Raw genomic sequence first — 18532 nt, 5'->3', positions numbered from 1 at the left:
TGTAGAGCGGTATAAATAAAGAAATCTGTAGACAACAGCGGCCGGAAGTCCAAACATTCGCCGTAGTCACAATCCAATCCTAAATTTAAAAATTAAAAGTTCAATCTATATAGCTGTTTTCATTTATTGTTGATTTGGGAATTGACTCAATAAAGTCTTTAATTCCGGGTCCAAACAAAGGGCGTTCATCAGGATCGTTAAGGCTTCGGCCCGGGTCGCTGCCTGTTCGGGAGCAAATTTGCCATTGCCCTGACCTTGTATCAGGCCCATTTGGGCGGCCTTGGCAATCAGCTCCTTGTTCCGGGAGTTTACGGTATCACTGAAGACAACCTTACTTTCCAGAGCAGGGGCGTTATCGAAATTGACGATTCTGGAAAGAATCAGAACGATTTCGGCGCGGCTGATTTCCCGGTCAGGCTTAAAGGTTCCATCCGGATATCCGGAGATGATCCCGTTAGAAGACAGTATAGCAATGGCCTCTTTAGCCCAATGGGCTTCGGTATCTTTTAAGAGATCAACCGGGGAATCTGTTGCCGTCAGGCCAAATACCTTAGTAACGACCTGGGCAAATTCACCACGGGTGATCTTGTGGTTCGGTCTAAATGTACCGTCCCCGTAACCGTTGATGACTTGTAGTTGAAGGAAGATCGATATCGTCCGGCTGCTCCACAGATCAGCAATGTCAGTAAAAGCTGCTGAAGCCGGGGGTTGATTATCCTCCGCAAGCCTAATCTTAAATGCATCCTTCAAGGCTTCCGTCTTCACTCCGCCAATAAATAGGGCAGGTTGTGGCTTGTCCACAGGCGCAGGAGGATTGGTTGGAGCTGCTGAAGGTGTTGCCGTTGGCCCTGAGCTTGCTGAAGGGCTTGGATTATAGCCTGTTCCAACGCCGGGATTCGAGCTAGGCATTGGGCTAGGCGATGGACTGGCTACCGGACTTGGACTTACGCTAGGAGCCGGACTTGGACTTGTGCCAGGAGTTGGGCTAGGACTTGTCCCGGGAGTCGGTTCAGGATCCGGTTCCAAAGCTTTAGGTTTGGTAATGGTTAAGGCTTGCAGCATTTGGCCATCCGATTTAATGGCTTCAATCAGAATCCGGTCCTTGTTGATGTTTATAGCGGAATACACCGGGAAATTGTCATCGTACAGATAGTTCAAGTAATCGTGTTTGACCGCATCATAGAACTTCCAGCCGGAAGATCCCCCTGCCAGATAGACCGTTCCTGGACTGCCATCCTTCAGCGGCTGACCCTTCTTCATAGGATACGTCCATGCGAGTGCATGATCATGTCCAACCAGTACCAGATCTACGCCAAGCTCTTCCAGAACAGGGGCCAAGTAATGGCTAACCAGCTCGGGGCCACGCCCATCTTCGGTATGATAAGCAGGCCGGTGGAACATGGCTACTTTCCATTTTTTGGTGCTGGCTTCTAAGTTGTCCCGCAGCCACACCGCTTGTTTTTGCATATCCACTTCATCTGCTTCAGAGTTCAAGACAACAAAATGAGTATCTTCATAATCGTAGGAATAAGTTAAGTACTCCTGATCTTTCATTCCATTGCCCGGCAGGCCCAGGGCTGTTGTAAATACTTGCTTCCCGCCATTCTTAACATCATGATTGCCTATAGTGTAGGCGGATGGTACGTTGCCGCTGTATAACTGTGCAGCCTTCATATCCTGTTCCCATTCCATCATTTTGCCGCCGTCATCGACGATGTCGCCACCGTGCATAACAAAACGGGCGTCCGGATACTTGGCAAAAGCATTGCTCATCAAATTCTGATGAATATGGAACGCTTCTTCATTATTGGTGTGGGAATCGGTCACGAACAAAAAGGAGAAGGCATCCGGAGCTGTTGCTTCTGTCCGGAAGGTAAACGTTTCGCTCCAATGGTCCGGGCTGCCGACACGGTAACGGTATTCCGTTCCCGGCAATAAGTTCAACAATTTGCCTTTGTGGAACAACGTTTCCCCCACACGGTCAGGAGCCATTAGAAGCTCCGGTTCAGCAGCCTGCTCCTGAATATTAGGCTGATCGAAACCGGCGAAATCACTGGCTTGTACATATTGTATAACCCCTTGCTCCACACGGGGAGCGGTTCTCCAAACGATGCTTAGGGTGCTTTTCATATCTTCGGTTACAAAAGTTCGCACATACTCCGGCTTATCGGCGCCAAGCTGTGGTACTACATTAAGTGTGAACACTTTGCTGACCTTATCCCCGTTCACTGCCTGAAGATCCAGACTTGTTAAGGCCAGCGTCGTCAAAGGTGTTCGGATCTCACCGTTGGCATCGGTTAGTCCCCAGCCTTCGGTCAAAAGTCCGGTCTCAAGCTCAGCGCTAGCGATCCAGCCCACGGTTTTGCCGTCGGGTAAATAGACTGCTGTATATTCGCCGCTGATGACTCCGTTAGATAAAAACTGCTCGCCTTGTACAGCGGAAGAGAGCAATACCGAAGACGAGTCGGCATTGGTGTATACCGGAGTCTGAGCGGTTTTTACCTTGGCATAATACTGTGGTTGAAGCGGATTAGGGAGAGTAACGGAAACGCCCTCCACTGGTGTTCCGGCAGCATCCGTAACCCGCAAGGTGCTTGGTGTATGAAGAGAGCTTCCTTTTATAGAAAGAACGTAAGGAAAACCAATCTTGTATGGATGTGGAGGCGCCAGCGCATACACTGCTTCTCCTGCCGACATCCGGAAGCTGCCGTCGCTCATGGTAATGGATTTGAACAGCTCGCCGCGTTCCATCTTGGCGCTGGGTTTTACCGTCATATTCAGCTGTACAAGGGTGCCATCGTCCGGCAATGAATCATTGCCCAATCCGGCAAGCTTGATTTGATATTGCCCTTGTACAGGGTCAATTTCATTTTGGGCAACCAGAGATGGATCGACGGCAGGGTCTGCCGAGGTTATTTCCAGGGTTTGCGGATCATAGTTAAGCTGGGCGTAGGCATCTTTTAAGTCAGCAGCAGCTTTAACCTGAAGCTTTAATTGGAAAGTTGTATTACTGATGACCTCCGAAGGGCCTTCCAGCTGATACCGGATGCCTTCACGGATGAAAAAGGTGCTGCTTCTTCCGGCAGGATTCCCGGACATGTCATACACAGCGGCCTGAACGGTGTGATATCCTCCTGCCAGGGCAGCAGAGGGTTGATAGGAAATGAGGCCGGTCGCTGCTTCATACTTAGGTTCTACAGGGTGGCCATTCAGACTTAATTGTACGGAACCGGGATCAATACCTGATTGCGTATCTGCAGCGAGCAGCTGAATATGTGGCGATTGGGTATCAATCTGGGCTTCATTGCCCGGAGACATCATTTCCAGTGAAGGGACGCCCATATCCTCACTAGGGTCCTGTTCATAGACCAGGCGGATGTCATCCACCCAGACGGTGCCTTTATTTTTTTTGTCCATCACGGATTGTTCAATCCGCATATAGATTTCCAGCTTGATAGGACCAACTTTATCCTGAGGGATTTCACCCTCGATGTATTTCCAGCCTGTCCAGTTCACACCCACGTCAGGGTCCAGATATTCCACTTCAAAGGATTTTCCGTTGCCGTCTCTGAATTTGCTGAAAATGAGATGCCCGTCGTTGTTTCCATAGACCCACATTCCGATCTTTTGAGGGATACCGGTGAGCGTAAGCGGAGCTGCCGGACCTACATAGATATAGGAAGGGTTCTCTTTAATTCCAATGTAATCATAATCCATCCGGACGGAATTCAGGCCGGAACGGACATGCCGTGGGTCCGACTCCAGGCTCATCGCGCCGGAAAAGTTCCTTTTTTGCACCAGCACATTATCACTTAGGTTATGCTCGAAATCTTCGATGACCAAAGTGTCCGGATGGGGAGTGTCAGCTAAAATAAGCCCTGCCGGTTGAAGGGTGCTTGCGAGAATGCTAATGAATAGAAGGAACAGTGTTGCTCTGTTCAATAAAGCCTTAAACCTGTGGGGAAGCTTCCGGTTTAACATATTTTTTCTCTCCTCTGTCTCTAATGGATTCTTAACGAATCTAATGGAGACACAATATATGCAGGTTTGTCCTTACATGAGATTTATTATATCGGGGTTCTGTACCTGCCCTGTTAAATGAAAGAATTACTTATGTAAACTAAAAACCATATCCCGGAAGGATATGGTTGAATGTTGGAGCAAATCCTATCTTTTGGTAAGAGAGACACATAGGTAAGCTTAAATTTCTGATCATCCCTTATAGCACTCTCGTGAAATCTGGATTAATCGCGAGGTTCATTCATCCAAGCTTACATCCTACCACTTTCATATGATGAACTATCACTGGAAAAAGGAGGAGATTATATGGTAGCAAAAAAAACATTGCTCAGAAAGAAAGCGGCTGTATTAAAAGGTAAAAAAGTTCTGCTTCGCTCCAAACAGGTACGTGTGACACAAAACCTCGGAGGTGGCTTCCGCCGTACCCAGTTTGCACCTGTAACTATCGGCGCAAACAGCTTCCTCACTCTTACTTTTAACGCGGGATCCGGCAGAGCGGTGATTAACGCAGGCTGGACTATCAGCGGCTTCAACTCCGCCTGGCCGACGGACAGCTTCCCGTCCAGCGATACGCAGTGGATCTTGATTATCGAGAACCCAACGGGGGTTGCCCGGACGGTCATTCCATTCCTTATTACCAAAACGCGTTAAGGTACAAGAGTATTAAGGTTTACAGTAGGAGTGTCCCAACAATCATGTTGTTGGGGCATCTTTTGTTTGTTAGTTGTTTCATATGGAACACAATCTTTCATTTAATGGATGAGAAAATATGGGTATAATAGAAATATAGAATTTAAATACATAATATTCTCTTGAATCTAGTGAGGATGTACCCGGAGGTTAATCATGCAGCAAAAAGTGGAGCTAAACCGCTTGCTGGAGCTGGAGCAGGGGATGAAACGCCTGAACCGCACGCTGGAGGAGCAGGTCACCGGGATGTACAATGCCGTATCGGAACAAGTGCGTTCTGCCCAATCGGCCTATCCCGAATCCTCCGATGTCCGCTCTCCGGCTCAGGACCTGGAGCGATTGCTGCGGGAGACAAGGGATCTGGCAGCTTCGATCAGCAGCCGGCTGTACCAGAAAGAATCGACACTCCGCTGGGCTGTGGGTCAGTACCAAACTACAGAGAAGCAGGCCCGAAACCTGATGAAGGCGCCGCCAAGTTTTACCTGGAAGCAAACGAGTACGCTGTTCAGCAGGTGGCTGCAGACAGCAAGGGACCGGGCAGCGGGCGGGCTACAGGATCTTTTGCGCAGCACGCCTACGCTCTTCGAGATGATCAAGGATCTGCTGCAGAACGTCAGGGATGCTTCGGTGGACAAACGGCTGCAGCCGTTTGTAGACGAGGCGAAGATCGCTTCTCTTCTGGAGCAGAGGGATCACGGCAGCCCCGAAGAGCAGCAGCAGGCGCGGGAGCAACTGGCGAGAATCGCCGAGGCTTTGAACGAGATCGGGCGGAGCCAGGTGGCTTATCGGATCTATGAGAAATATGGTAATGTGGAATATATGGAGTCGGCAAGCTTGCATGCCGAGGAGCAGCGGCAACTGCTTCAGGAGCTGGGTGTGGACCCCGGGCTGTATCTGAATGTGGATCTTCGGAGCCAGTACAAAGGGTCGCCGCTCTCTGCGTGCACGTACAACCCGCTGCAAAAGGACCGGTCCGCGGTGCCTACAAACGAGGAGCTGCGTTTGGCCATCGCGCTGGGGCTGGTGAGTGACAAATACCGGGAATGGGCGAAAACCCATTACGAGGATATTGAGCAGGCGGTAAAGCGGGCGGAGCTTCAGCGGGAACTGGAAAGGCAGCTGGCGGAATATAAGCGGCTGAATAGCCCGCCCACGACCTTGCCGGACGGCACACCGATTACGGCAGAGAACAAAAGGAACGATACGACCCGGGCGTATTATAAAGAAAAGGTGATGGACGGGGAGTATAGAAAGCTGCTGGGATATAACGACTGGCTGGAAGAAACCTATGGGATGACCGAGTGGCGTAAAACAATGGACCAGACGGATAAGGTCATTAACGCTTTTGTAGGCGGGTTTGTTGAATCCACGGTGATGGCTGTGGTGGGCACCGTCCAGTTCGGCTTCAATTATGTCATCGACCCGGAGAAAATGACCCGGGAAATGGTGGACAAGGCTACCTATATCTTTAACAACCCGGAAGTGATCGTCGAGGCTGCGAAGACGATGTATAAGAACTTCGACGAAGGCACACCCGAAAAACAGGCCAAAATGCTGGGTGAGGCAGCCTCCGTTCTGGTCCCCGGGTTACAAATCACCAAAGCAACCGGCATCGTTAAAGTCGCTGACAAAGTAGCGGACAAAGTGCTGGACCCGATATCGGATGCAGTGAAGAAGGTCCCGGATGCGATAAAGAATTTCGAATTCCCGAACCTGAATCCATTTGGGAATCAACTGATCCCGGAAACTCAAGGATTCACCGGGCCGCTTAAACCGTGGAGTCAGGTGTGGAAAGTGGAGAGGAATGGGGAGAGGAATGGGGAGGGTCGTGAGGGGATTGAGGGGAAGGTAAAAGCTCCGAAAAATATAAATATCTCTAAAAATGATTTGGGAGAACATTTGGGGAGTGGTGGAAACAAGGATGTTTATGCTTACGGGAATGATAAAGCTGTAGGTGTTTTAAAACCTGGCAAGCCAAAAGTGTTACTGGATGATGAGGTTAAATTGCTCGACAAGTTGAACGAACTGGGACTTCCTACGGTAAATGCTCATTCGGTAGACGTTGATGGTAACCCAGCTCTTATGTTTGATAAATTTGCCCAAGGTTCTAAGGATGTAGTAAAGTTACAAAATGGTAAAATAAGAATAGTAGGAGAGTCACATTTATTAAATCAACAAAGTATCAATGATCTAAATACTATTAAAAAAATGATGGTTGAGAAAAAAGTTAAGATTAATGATCTTCAATTTTTAATAGGGAAAGATGGAAATGTTGTAGTTGCAGATCCATTAGACGTAGTGATTGGTGAAAAGCCATCTGCCAATAACTTAAGAATGATAGATTTACTTATTGAAGCTGCCAGAAAGAATTTAGATTGAAATGAGGATTCTTTTTATGGATGAAGACATTAGAAAAAGTTCTATCCCGTCAAATAAATTAAAATTGTTTCAAATTATACGAAATCAGACGCTTTGCAAGCTGATAAGATTTAGTTGGTGGGAAAGTAGTGATGCTATGGAGCAGTGTGAGATTGCAGAGGAAGACGTTTTCTCATTAACCGCGGGACCAGTGTTAATGTACTTTCAATCAGGGTTAGTAATAGGAGCAGCTAGTGATCCTGCACAAAATTCGGTTATTATATGGATTGAAAAAGATGATACAGGCTATATAACTGATGAGCCTATCGAAAATGATACTGAGCTGTATTCTATTAGTGCCCTAGATAAACAATACAGCAATTCTGATTGGAACCAAATAGTAGGGCAGAGAATAAGTATGGTAAATATTATTAAGCGTGAGCCGCATAATGCCTTGCTTGCTGAATTACCAAATGAGGTTGGTATTGAGATGGTTATGGAGAATGAAAAGAAATTCATAATGTCTCATGGTCTCCACAACAATTCAGACGATTTTTCAGTAATAACAGAGTCCTATATTGACAGAAAACTTTTACAGAATTTAAGATGGACAACAACAAGATCGTAGAATACAACCAATAAACCAAACTCAATTCGCTTGTATAAACAGTAAAGATTGGAAAGTATAACCTAAATAACGGTTTCATGAAGCAGGTCAATTATGTTCATATCCCACCATGATCATAAATAACAAACGGCGGCTGGTCATCCGGTATCTGGAATCTAAATCCAGGTGCCGGGACCAAGCCGCCGTTAATGTTTTGTATAGGATTAAGGGTAGAACTGGAACCACTGAAGGTCAAACTGGCTGCCGGGCAGGAACAGGAAGGTTACCGTCTGTTTGCCGCTTACAGGCTCTAGCGTGAATTCGCGCGCTGTGTAGCTGCCTGTACCTGCAAACTCAATAAGCTGCTTCGACTCGCCTTGCGGTCCGCTGAACAGGAGATGAAGCGTGTTGTTCTCCAGTGGAGAGCGTCCGTTGATGACAAGCCGTGAGCATTCCTGATCCCCGAAGTCCATTCCGGCAAAAACGAGAGAGACATTGTTGCCGATGCCTTCAATCGCATTTTCTGCAACAGAAAATGAATCCCCGTAGATCCGGCTGTTGTCCAGGGCGCCGAGGCGTTCGTAAGCTTTGTGCTTTTGCAGAAATTGAAAACCTTTCAAGTGGATCTTCCGCCGCAAGACAAAGGACAGGGAAGTCATTCCCGTCAAGCGTTTGGGCAGTTTGTAGATTTCTTCCTGATACACATTCCATTTGGATGGTTTTTGGTATGTTACTGTGGACAGCAGCAACGCGCCCGCTTCTCCCGGAATGCCCTCCCAAATTTCAATAGGGAATGATTCGCTGTCCAGAGAGAAGATGGGGAGCAGAATCTCATCGGCTCCATAGTCTCCGAAATCGATCCGCTCAAAAGCGATCAGGCTTTCCCCCTCCCGCTCCGTAGCCACTCCGCGCTCATTGCCGTTGGTCAGGTTCCGGCTGGCACGGCTGTGATTGCCGGCGGAGATGAATTCATAAGGATTCAGAGCGGACTTTCCGAGACCGGAGAGTTTGAATTCCATTTGGGAGTAGAGACGAATGCCTTCCGCTCCGCTCCTTGTGCCGCAGCGGACATAGACCTCCCCATCGCCCAAACCCGTAATAACGGCTTCATGGCCGCCGGCCACAAGGGTTGCTTCATTGGCATCAATCCCGGCGGCATTGGTAACCCGCCACTGCACCTCCTGACAGGTGGCATTGCTCGGGTGGAGCTTGACGCGCACTGGCAAAGAACGCTGGTCCGCTGTCAGTGTATTACCTTGCGGGCAGATAATCTCCAGTTTCCGTACCGGGATTTCCATATCCGGCGCGGAAGACGTAACTTCCGCTGCTCCGCCTGCTTCCAATGGGCAATCGGCATAAAGGACAAGTTCATCTCCGGTATAACGTTCAGATGGAAGGGCCACGGCCTCCAGGGATAGTTCTCCGGCAGCAAGTCCTGGAGAAGTGCAGCGCAGGACGATAGGCCCGGCTTCAAGAGTGCTGGCAATGACCGCCAGCAGCTTGCCGCTGAACAGCCGGCGGCTTACCCCTTTGTAGGCCTCATAATCGGTACTGTCGCCATTATCCAATCCGACGAGGCGGCCTGCCCCCTCCACCGTTACCTGAACCCGGTTGTTGGCATTTTCGACCGTCCGTCCTTCCTCATCCACAGTAGTGATGGTAACAAAAATCAGGTCCGATCCGTCAGCCGAAAGCTCCCGTTTATCGGGAGTGAGGACCAAGGAAGCAGCATCTCCAAAAGAGGATATCCGGTCTGTCGCGATCACGTTGCCTTCTTCATCATAAGCGACGGCATGCAGGACGCCTGGAGCGTACGGCAGCTGCCATTCTCCAAGCAGCTTTTGTCCATTCAGATGATCGATGTCGAAGCTGCCTTGGGAGATTTCGTTCCAGAACAGCTCAATCCGCGGAGCATTGGAACAGACACGCACATCAATCAGCTGGCCCTCCGAGAAATCCCAGTAGGGGAAGATATGAACCATAGGACGTGTTCTGTAATCCGTCCATGCCGACTGATAAATGTAATAAGAGTCCTTGGGGAACCCCGCCGTATCCAATTGTCCGAAGTGGGAATTTTTGGTGAAATAGGGCGTAGGCTCTCCGATATAATCGAAGCCGGTCCAGAGGAATTGTCCCAGGGAATAAGCGGCGTCCCGATCAGCGATAATGCAGTGCTCCGTACTCTTGGCCCCCCAGCTGGTGGAGCTGTTGCCCAGAGAGGAGCACTGCTCATCGTCGTCCGCCAGGACCGATTGGGCCAGCGGGAAATGATAGATGCCTCTGCTCTGCACAGTGGAGCAGGTTTCACTGCCGTAGATGATCCAGTCGGGATGCTCCAGATGGTGAAGATCATAGTATTTCTCCGCATAGTTGTAGCCGGCAACCTTGACCAGATCCGCACATTTCTGCGCATTCTCCCAAGGCATATAGTTGGAGCCGATAGTTACGAAGGCATTGCCCCGGGGATCGTGGGCCAGCACTTCTTCCTGCAGCTCCCTGGTGATCTCCTGGCCACGGGCATCTGCGTGCGTATCGTAAATTTCATTGCCGATGCTCCACATCAGGAGACTGGGGTGGTTGCGGTCCCGCCGCACCCAGCTGGCAATATCCCGTTTCCACCATTCCGGAAAAAAGCGGGCATAATCATAAGTAGTTTTGCTGCGTTCCCACATGTCAAAAGCTTCCGAGACGATCAGCACGCCCAGCTCATCCGCCAGCTCCATGAGCTCCACTGCGGGCATATTGTGAGCTGTCCGTATGGCGTTCACTCCCATCTCCTGAAGCAGCAGGAACTGCCTGCGCAGCGCAGCCTTGTTGACGGCAGCGCCCAGGCAGCCCAGATCATGATGCTGGCAGACCCCGTAAATTTTGAGATGGCGGCCGTTCAGCGAGAATCCGGTCTGACTGTCCAGCTCAAAGGTACGGAACCCGAAGACCTGCAATTCCTCATCGATGACCTGATCTTCATACAGCAGTTCAGTTCTCAGCTTGTAGAGATGGGGGCTTCCGATATCCCAGAGCAGCGGCCGTTCTGCCTGCAGGCTGGCATGGACTTGTGCGGTCTGCCCGTTGTTCTCTGCGGAAACACTACACTTCTCTTGTGCGATCACTGTACCTTCGGCATCAAGAATACTGTGCCGGAGGGAGAGTCCGGATGCCGGATAGAGGAGACCGATCCGCAGCTCCGTTTCCACATTTACCGTCCAGAAGTCATCTGCCGTGTTGCGGGCAACAATGTAAATCCCATCGGGAACAAGGTGAGTCTCGGGGTAGGTGTTCAGCCACACCGAGCGGTAGATTCCGGCCCCTGAATACCAGCGGGAATTGGGGGCCTCATGAATCACGCGCATATATATCGCATTCTCGCCAACCTTCAGATAAGGAGTGATGTCAAATTCAAAAGTGGAGTAACCGTATTTCCACTCCCCGGCCATCTGTCCATTCACGTACAACGTAGAGTTCATATAGACGCCCTCAAAGCGGAGGGAGAGGCGGCTGTGAGGCGGGACTTCATCCAAGGTGAGGGTATGCCGGTACCAGCCTTCTCCGTTTTCATAGAGATTGCGGGTGTCATAGATCAGCCAATCATGAGGCAGGGTAACCGGTATCCAATCCGGACTGGATGCCACCAGCTCCAGCCGGGAATGAAGCGGCTGCTTGCTGAATTGCCAGTCTCCGTTATACTTCCTTTTTTTCATGGAGGATAAGCTTCCTTTCTATTATGGCTCAACCTAAAAATAAGCTGTTGACAGAATGAACGGACCGTAGAAACGTTATTTGGCGTAAAAAGCTCATTTTTCTGGTCAGACGGACTCAGGAGCCGCTAAATGATCCATTGACCCTCGAGATCCCCTGAGTCCACTTCCTTGCACAGCCGGTCCCGGTGACGAGTTGTTGCCGGGACCAAGTCAACCGCTGATTGTGGTAGGTGCCTCCTGTACGACATACTTCTCAAGGGTGGCACGAACGGCATGGGGGCCGGCCAGCATTTCGGTGAACATCGTCTCAATTTTGCCGCCCAGACCCGTTGCATACAGATCCATGCCAAAAATAGCCTCATCATGCAAAATGGACTGTACAGCCGCTGCCGCTTTCTGGCCCTTGTCCCCGAGAGTGACCTCCTGCAGACGGGCTTGCAGTGATTCCAGTAAAGGGTCGGGACTCAAGGTGAATGTCTGGCCTTCATCATCCAAACCAAGCAGATAGCGGCACCAGACGGCGATCGCGAGCGGAATCGCGCTCAGCTGCACCGGATCAAGATCATCCCGCCGGATATATGCTTTGATTGTTTCGCCGAAACGGATGCCTACTTTTTGCGAGGTGTCTGTAGCAATCCGCTGCGGTGTGTCGGGGATGAACGGATTGGCGAATCTTTCCTGCAGCACCTCGTCCAGGAACTGCTTGGGACTCAGGATGCCGGGGTCTACAACAACCGGCAGGCCTTCCGTATATCCTATCATCTCCACGAACCTCCGCAGTACAGGATCCTTCATCTCGTCCGCAATCAGTGTATACCCGAGCAGGCAGCCTGAAACGGCCAGTGCAGTATGCAGCGGATTAAGGCAGGTGGTGACCTTCATCGTCTCGACTTGGTTGACCGTGTCACGGTCGGTGAAGATAATGCCCGCTTGCTCCAGCGCCGGCCGGCCGTTCGTGAACTTGTCTTCAATGACCAAATATTCACTTACCTCCGCATTTACGAAAGGAGCCGTATATGTATTTTTGGAGGTAACAATGACGTCCATGCCGCCGATTCCTTGTTCCAGCAGTGCAGCCTGCACGCTTTGGGACGGGCGCGGTGTGATTTTGTCGATCATGGTAAGCGGGAAGGTGATTTTGCGCTCATCTTCCAGATAGGCAACAAATCCGTCTTCGACCAACCCCTTTTTGGCCCATTCTTTGGCGACGGTAAGGATGCCGTGCTTCAGCTTGTCGCCATTGTGGGAGCAGTTATCCATGCTGACAAAGGTCATGGGGTAACCGCCTTTCAGATACCGCCGGTAGGCAAGCGAAGCGGCGATGCTCATGGCGTGGACCGGATGCTCCGGACCGTTCGCAAGATCCTGTTCCACGACGGAGAGGTACTGGCCGCCGGGGCCAAACAGTGAATATCCTTTTTCGGTGATCGTGAAGCTGGCCAGCTGAAGACTCGGATTCTCGAACACTTCGATCAGCCGGGTGTAATCCGCCTCGCGGTTCGGGTCTGCGGTAATGGCTTCCGTAATGCTGCCAATCACTTTCTTGATCAAATCGCCGCGCGCATTCATCAGTACGAGCAAGGTCAAATTATCATAAGGCCGGTAAGCCTTGTCGATCATCTCATAATCAAAGGTTTCAGCCGCGATGATGCCGGTGTTTGCTTTGCCGCTGTCCAGCAGCTTTTGATGGGCGTTAGCAACAAATCCTCTGAAGATATTGCCTGCGCCAAAATGAATCCATTCCGGGGCGGACAAGGTATTCTGGGCTACGGTATCATAATCGAAGCCCGGCAGCTGAATTCCGGCAGCTTCCCAGGCTTGTGTATCCGCAAGACCGGCTCTGTTCAGGCGCAACATTTATTTCACTCCTTCAAGGTTATCCAGACTGTCCCAAACCCCGAGAAGATACATAATACCCATGGCTCTGTCATACAACCCGTATCCAGGGCGGCAATTCTTCTCTTCTCCCCATAAATGTCTTCCGTGGTCCGGACGCACATATCCGGTGAATCCACTCTCATGGTAGGCCTTGACTACTTCAGGCACATCTACACTTCCGTCCCGGCCGCGGTGTGACACCTCGATAAAGTCGCCGTTCTCGAACACTTTTACATTGCGGATATGAGCAAAATAAATGCGGTCGTGGAACTCGCGGATCATCGCCGGCAGGTCATTGCCGGGATTGGTGCCGAGGGAACCTGTACAGAAGGTCAGGCCATTATACGGACTGTCCACCATGTCCAGCAAACGGCGGATGGTATCCCGGCTGCGGATGATGCGCGGCAGACCAAAGATCGGCCAGGCCGGATCGTCAGGGTGAATAGCCATTTTGATATCTACTTCCTCACAGACGGGGATAATGCGCTCCAGGAAGTATTTCAGGTTCTCAAACAGTTTATCTTCCGTAACATCGGCGTAAGAGGCGAACAGCTCATCCAGCTTGGCCAGACGTTCCGGCTCCCAGCCCGGCATCGTAAATTCACCGGCTCCCTTGAGAATCCGGTCCACCATTTCACGCGGGTTGTCGGTAATGGCAGCCTTTTCATAAAATAGGGCATTGGACCCGTCCGGCAGCTCCTTGTACAGCTCGGTGCGTGTCCAGTCGAAGACAGGCATGAAATTGTAGCAGATAACCTTAACACCTACACTTGCCAGCTTGCGGATCGTATCAATGTAAATATCAATGTATTTGTCCCGGGTGGGTAGCCCGATTTTGATATCATCGTGAACGTTGACGCTCTCCACCACGGCGGTGCTGAAGCCCTTGGCCGTAATTTGGTCCGCTACCTTTTGGATCTCTTCCATTTCCCACACTTCACCGGCCACTTTATGATGCAGCGACCATACAATCCCCATGACACCGGGAATTTGCCGGATATGGTCAAGGGTAATATTGTCGTTTCCCTCGCCATACCATCTCCAAGTCATCTTCATTGTCTGTTCCTCCTCCGAATGGATCATGTATACAAACTATACATGTCTGATCATACAATAAGAGCTTTACAACTGGTTTACTGAGCTAAGCAGGAATAAATAAACTAAAATCTTGTATACAAGATTACTTTCAGCTTGATCATAAAATACAGGTTTTGCTTTGTCAATGCATTTCCGGCCAAATTTCTTTATAATAAACAAACGAACCACTGGTTCCTGCCTCGTGGAAAAATGCCCAGAAAGTTGGAAGAGTCAATGGTTTTCAAAAAAGAAATCATGAATCAGCTGAAGGAAGAGATATTGTCGCTGCGGCTTACGCCGGGCACAATCATCAGCGAAACGGCGCTTTCAGAGCGTTATCAGCTGTCCCGTACGCCTATCCGGGATATTCTCAAGCAGCTGTCCCTGGAGGATTATATTCATATCTATCCCAAAAAAGGGAACATCGTGTCCTATATTGACCTGGAGTCGGTCGAGCAAATCATCTATTTGCGTTATGCGCTGGAAAAAGAAATCATGAAGGAACTCATGCGCGGCATTCCGCTGAAGGACCTCCATGTGCTTAAAGATAATCTGCTGCGGCAGCTGCAATGCATTGATGAGCCGGAGAATACGGATGCTTTCCTGGAGCTGGACGACGAATTCCACAAAACGATGTTTATACTGGCTGGCCGCGAGTTTCTCTGGGAGCTGATCCAGCAGTTCAATGTGCATTATGTCCGCTACCGGAAGCTGCATATGCTGAAGAAAGACAAACTGAAGGAGATCCAGCAAGAGCACCAATTCATACTGGATTGTATTGTCGGGGGAGAAGAGGGGCGGATTGACGAGCTTCTGCATCATCACCTGCGTTCAGATATCCGTTTTATTGATTTTCAGGAACCTTACACGCAGTACATCAAACAGTAGCGCTGCGGTATTCACGCGGAGATTGTCCGCACCAGCGTTTGAACTGACGGCTGAAATGGGCAATATCGCGGTAGCCTAGAATAGCGGAGATCTGGCTGATGGACAGGCGCGGGTCGTCAAGCAGCACTTTGGCTTCATGTTGCATCTGCTCTGACAGAAAGATCCGGGGGGAAATGCCATACACCTGCCGGAACACTCTGTTGCAGTGAGATACGCTGATCCCCAAATCGGCAGCAATGTCATCAATGCCATGACGTCTTTCGCCAGGCGTTTCCGCTTTGAAGTGCTGGTACACCAGCCCCTGAAGCCGGTTGTGGATTTGATGTGCCAGCTCTACTTTCTCATAGGTGGTCGACGATAAATTACCCTCTACGGAGAAAGCCTCCCATAGATGACCAAGCAGTTCAAAGACGGCCGATTGCAGCCGCATGCGCTGGAGCATGCTCATATCTCCGGACACCTTGCTCGAGATCTCCACCAGCTTGCCCAGAACAGGCCCGATTCTCTTGGTGATACTGCTGCTGGCTTCAAACAGCACGTGATCCAGACGGCTTAATAAGGAATTCAATATTCGATCATCGATATCAAAATGAATGCAGAAATAAATAAAGGGCTGCTGATTGCCGCTTTGGCTGGAATGAAATTCACCGGGTCTCAGCAGCACCAAATCTCCGGCTTTCTGCAGATAGCGGCGGTTATTCACCGTAATCAGTTGTTCACCTTCAAGCAGATAGTTGAATTCGTATTGCGGATGGGCATGAATGGGGTAATCCCATTCTCCGCTCACTTTCCGGATATGCATACCGAACAGATTAAGCGTGGTTTTTACATCGGGAATGATTGTTTCACTGATGGTTTGACCCAGCGCAGGCGTGATGAAAGCAGAAACCATAACCAGTCCTCCCTAAATTGTAAAGGCTTACTTTTTATCCAGTATATCAGCCTCCAGCCCGATTTGGGTAAATTTCTGCTGGATTTGGAAATGGGCTTCATGGTTCAGTGCATGCTAGGATGGAGAAGAATCAGGGATGAAATGTGGTCCCGGCCGATGATTATGTAAGCGTTTGATCGAGATCAATTAACGAGGATAATGGAGGAGAATTCAGCATGAGAGATGCAGGCGGACAAACGAAGATACGAGGCAGCGGCTATGAGGCTTGGCTGGGCTATCCCCGGCAGCAGTTTGGGGGCAGCACTGCCTCGGACTTGGAATATTACGGAGCGTTGTACATTGTGGAAGAGAATGAGACTCTTCAGGCTGCCGCCCAGGAATACAGACGCGGGATGGCTTCGATGCTGGGCATCGCAGTGGCCAATGCAGCGGAGCCGGGCGGAGCCTGTGTTGCTATAGGTACCTTTCAGGGCGGAAATGAACGGATTCAGAACGTGTTTGATGAACAGACCATTCGTGCTGTAGGGCCGGAAGGATATGCCATCCGCAAGAGCCGCGAGAATCATTGCATTGCGGTTGGAGCCTCTTCCCCCATCGGAGTGCTGTATGGTGTATTTCATCTGCTCCGGCTGGCCAAGACCTCAACCGGGAATGAGGCCTTTGATGAGGTGGTCAATCCGGCGAACAAGCTCAGGATGATCAATCATTGGGATAACTTTGACGGGAGTATTGAACGGGGATACGCGGGCCATTCTTTTTTTTACAAGCACAACCGCTTTCTGGACAACCCGCAGCGGCTCCGTGATTATGCCAGAATGATGTCCTCTGTCGGGATCAACGCGATTGCTGTTAATAATGTGAATGTGCATGAACAGGAGACCTTATTTATTTCACCGGCTTATCTGCCCGATATTTCGAACATTGCCGACATTTTCAGAGTGTATGGCATCCGTCTGTATCTCAGTGTTAATTTTGCCAGTCCTTTGCAGGGCGGGGAACTGGGAACAGCCGATCCGCTGGATCCGGAAGTACGATCATGGTGGCGCGGCAAAGCTGCCGGGATCTATGCAGCGATTCCCGATTTCGGCGGCTTTGTGGTCAAGGCCGACTCGGAGAACCGGCCGGGGCCGTTTACGTATGGCCGGGATCATGCGGACGGCGCCAACATGCTGGCTGAAGCGCTTGAGCCGTTCGGCGGACTGGTGATCTGGCGTTGCTTCGTATATAACTGCAAGCAGGATTGGCGTGACCGCAAGACCGACCGGGCCCGGGCGGCCTACGATCATTTTAAGCCGCTGGACGGCAGGTTTCATACCAATGTGATTCTGCAGATCAAGAATGGACCTATGGATTTTCAGGTCAGGGAGCCGGTATCTCCGCTGTTCGGAGCCCTTCAGCAGACGAATCAGGTGATTGAATTTCAGATTGCCCAGGAATATACCGGACAGCAGCGTCATGTCTGCTACCTGGTCCCCCAGTGGAAAGAGGTCCTGGAATTCAACACGTATGCCAAAGGAGAAGAAGATGCTCCTGTCAAACATGTTGTGGACGGCTCAATCTGGAACAACCGATACAGCGGAGTGGCCGCAGTCTCGAATGTCGGGGATGACCTGAATTGGACCGGACATTTGCTGGCACAGGCCAACCTGTACGGCTACGGAAGACTGGCCTGGAATCCGGAGCTGTCTGCGGAGTGTATCGCAGAGGAATGGGCCCGCCTTACCTTCGGTTCTGATCCGGCGGTGCTGGACACGGTTACCCGGATACTGCTTGATTCCTGGAGCATTTATGAATCTTATACAGCACCGCTCGGCGTAGGCTGGATGATTAATCCGGACCATCACTATGGACCGAATGTGGATGGCTACGAATATTCGCCTTGGGGAACTTATCACTTTGCCGATAACCGGGGCATGGGTGTAGACCGGACCGTACGGTCAGGAACAGGCTACAGCGCCCAGTATATGGGGCCGAACGCTGAGCGATATGAATCACTTGAAGATTGTCCCGATGAGCTGCTGCTGTTCTTTCACCATGTTCCTTATACCCATGTGCTTCATTCCGGCAAAACGGTCATTCAGCATATTTATGATACTCATTTTGAGGGTGCAGAGCGGGCAGCTGAACTGCTGGCTTCCTGGCAGACGCTCCAAGGACGGATGGAGGAAGGGCTTTATCTTCAGGTCGAGGAACGTTTGCTGGAGCAGGCCGAACATGCCAAGGAGTGGCGGGACAAAATCAATACCTATTTCTATCGCAAGAGCGGCATAGAGGATCAACAACAGCGGACGATTTATTAGGAGGGGGACTGAACATGGGAGAAGAGCCGCAGGTGACGGCAAGCGAGACAACATTCCTCTGACTATGAAGGCAGCCGTAATGAGCAAACCCGGGGACATCCAAGTGCTTGTGAAGGTGATGGCC

Annotated in this window: 10 protein-coding genes; 5 read left to right on the top strand and 5 right to left on the bottom strand. The window is 50.5% G+C overall.

The features are described 5' to 3' along the window. Nucleotides 1-123: 123 nt before the first annotated feature. Entirely contained in the window at nt 124-3942 is a 3819-nt protein-coding gene (locus IEY53_RS13620; RefSeq protein WP_189025717.1) for an S-layer homology domain-containing protein, read from the bottom strand. A 384-nt stretch (nt 3943-4326) separates the two neighbouring features. Here IEY53_RS13620 and IEY53_RS13615 point away from each other — a divergent pair, with 384 nt between their 5' ends. The 3 genes from IEY53_RS13615 to IEY53_RS13605 all read left to right on the top strand — a co-directional run bounded on the left by IEY53_RS13615 (nt 4327) and on the right by IEY53_RS13605 (nt 7696). Then, nucleotides 4327-4671: a hypothetical protein gene (locus tag IEY53_RS13615; protein ID WP_189025715.1), complete on the top strand. Its 345-nt coding sequence runs from the start codon at nt 4327-4329 to the stop codon at nt 4669-4671. Nucleotides 4672-4866: 195 nt separating this feature from the next. Then, nucleotides 4867-7089, top strand: a complete 2223-nt coding sequence (locus tag IEY53_RS13610; protein WP_189025713.1) for a hypothetical protein — start codon at nt 4867-4869, stop codon at nt 7087-7089. Nucleotides 7090-7105: 16 nt separating this feature from the next. Further along, complete coding sequence (locus IEY53_RS13605) at nt 7106-7696, top strand: hypothetical protein (RefSeq protein WP_229696139.1); 591 nt, start codon at nt 7106-7108, stop codon at nt 7694-7696. 203 nt (nt 7697-7899) lie between these two features. Here IEY53_RS13605 and IEY53_RS13600 read toward each other — a convergent pair whose 3' ends face one another. The 3 genes from IEY53_RS13600 to uxuA all read right to left on the bottom strand — a co-directional run bounded on the left by IEY53_RS13600 (nt 7900) and on the right by uxuA (nt 14307). Next, nucleotides 7900-11373, bottom strand: a complete 3474-nt coding sequence (locus IEY53_RS13600; protein WP_189025711.1) for a glycoside hydrolase family 2 TIM barrel-domain containing protein — start codon at nt 11371-11373, stop codon at nt 7900-7902. Between the two features lie 210 nt (nt 11374-11583). Beyond that, on the bottom strand, nt 11584-13230 hold the full coding sequence (locus IEY53_RS13595) for a mannitol dehydrogenase family protein (protein WP_189025709.1): 1647 nt from the start codon (nt 13228-13230) through the stop codon (nt 11584-11586). Next, a complete protein-coding gene (gene uxuA / locus IEY53_RS13590; protein ID WP_189025707.1) occupies nt 13231-14307 on the bottom strand; it encodes a mannonate dehydratase in 1077 nt (358 codons plus the stop codon). It lies immediately after the preceding gene. A 276-nt stretch (nt 14308-14583) separates the two neighbouring features. Here uxuA and IEY53_RS13585 point away from each other — a divergent pair, with 276 nt between their 5' ends. After that, entirely contained in the window at nt 14584-15216 is a 633-nt protein-coding gene (locus IEY53_RS13585) for a GntR family transcriptional regulator (protein ID WP_229696138.1), read from the top strand. Here IEY53_RS13585 and IEY53_RS13580 read toward each other — a convergent pair. Next, on the bottom strand, nt 15206-16108 hold the full coding sequence (locus IEY53_RS13580; protein WP_189025703.1) for an AraC family transcriptional regulator: 903 nt from the start codon (nt 16106-16108) through the stop codon (nt 15206-15208). The two genes, IEY53_RS13585 and IEY53_RS13580, sit on opposite strands and share 11 nt — an antisense overlap. A gap of 215 nt (nt 16109-16323) precedes the next feature. On the opposite strand from IEY53_RS13580, the gene IEY53_RS13575 reads away from it, so the two are divergent. Further along, entirely contained in the window at nt 16324-18408 is a 2085-nt protein-coding gene (locus tag IEY53_RS13575) for an alpha-glucuronidase family glycosyl hydrolase (protein ID WP_189025701.1), read from the top strand. Nucleotides 18409-18532 lie beyond the last annotated feature (124 nt).

It is taken from the genome of Paenibacillus albidus (assembly GCF_014644435.1).
Taxonomy (GTDB): domain Bacteria; phylum Bacillota; class Bacilli; order Paenibacillales; family Paenibacillaceae; genus Paenibacillus_AQ; species Paenibacillus_AQ albidus.
The sequence above is the reverse complement of the archived record's forward strand: the minus strand, read 5'-3'. Positions and strand labels throughout refer to the sequence as shown.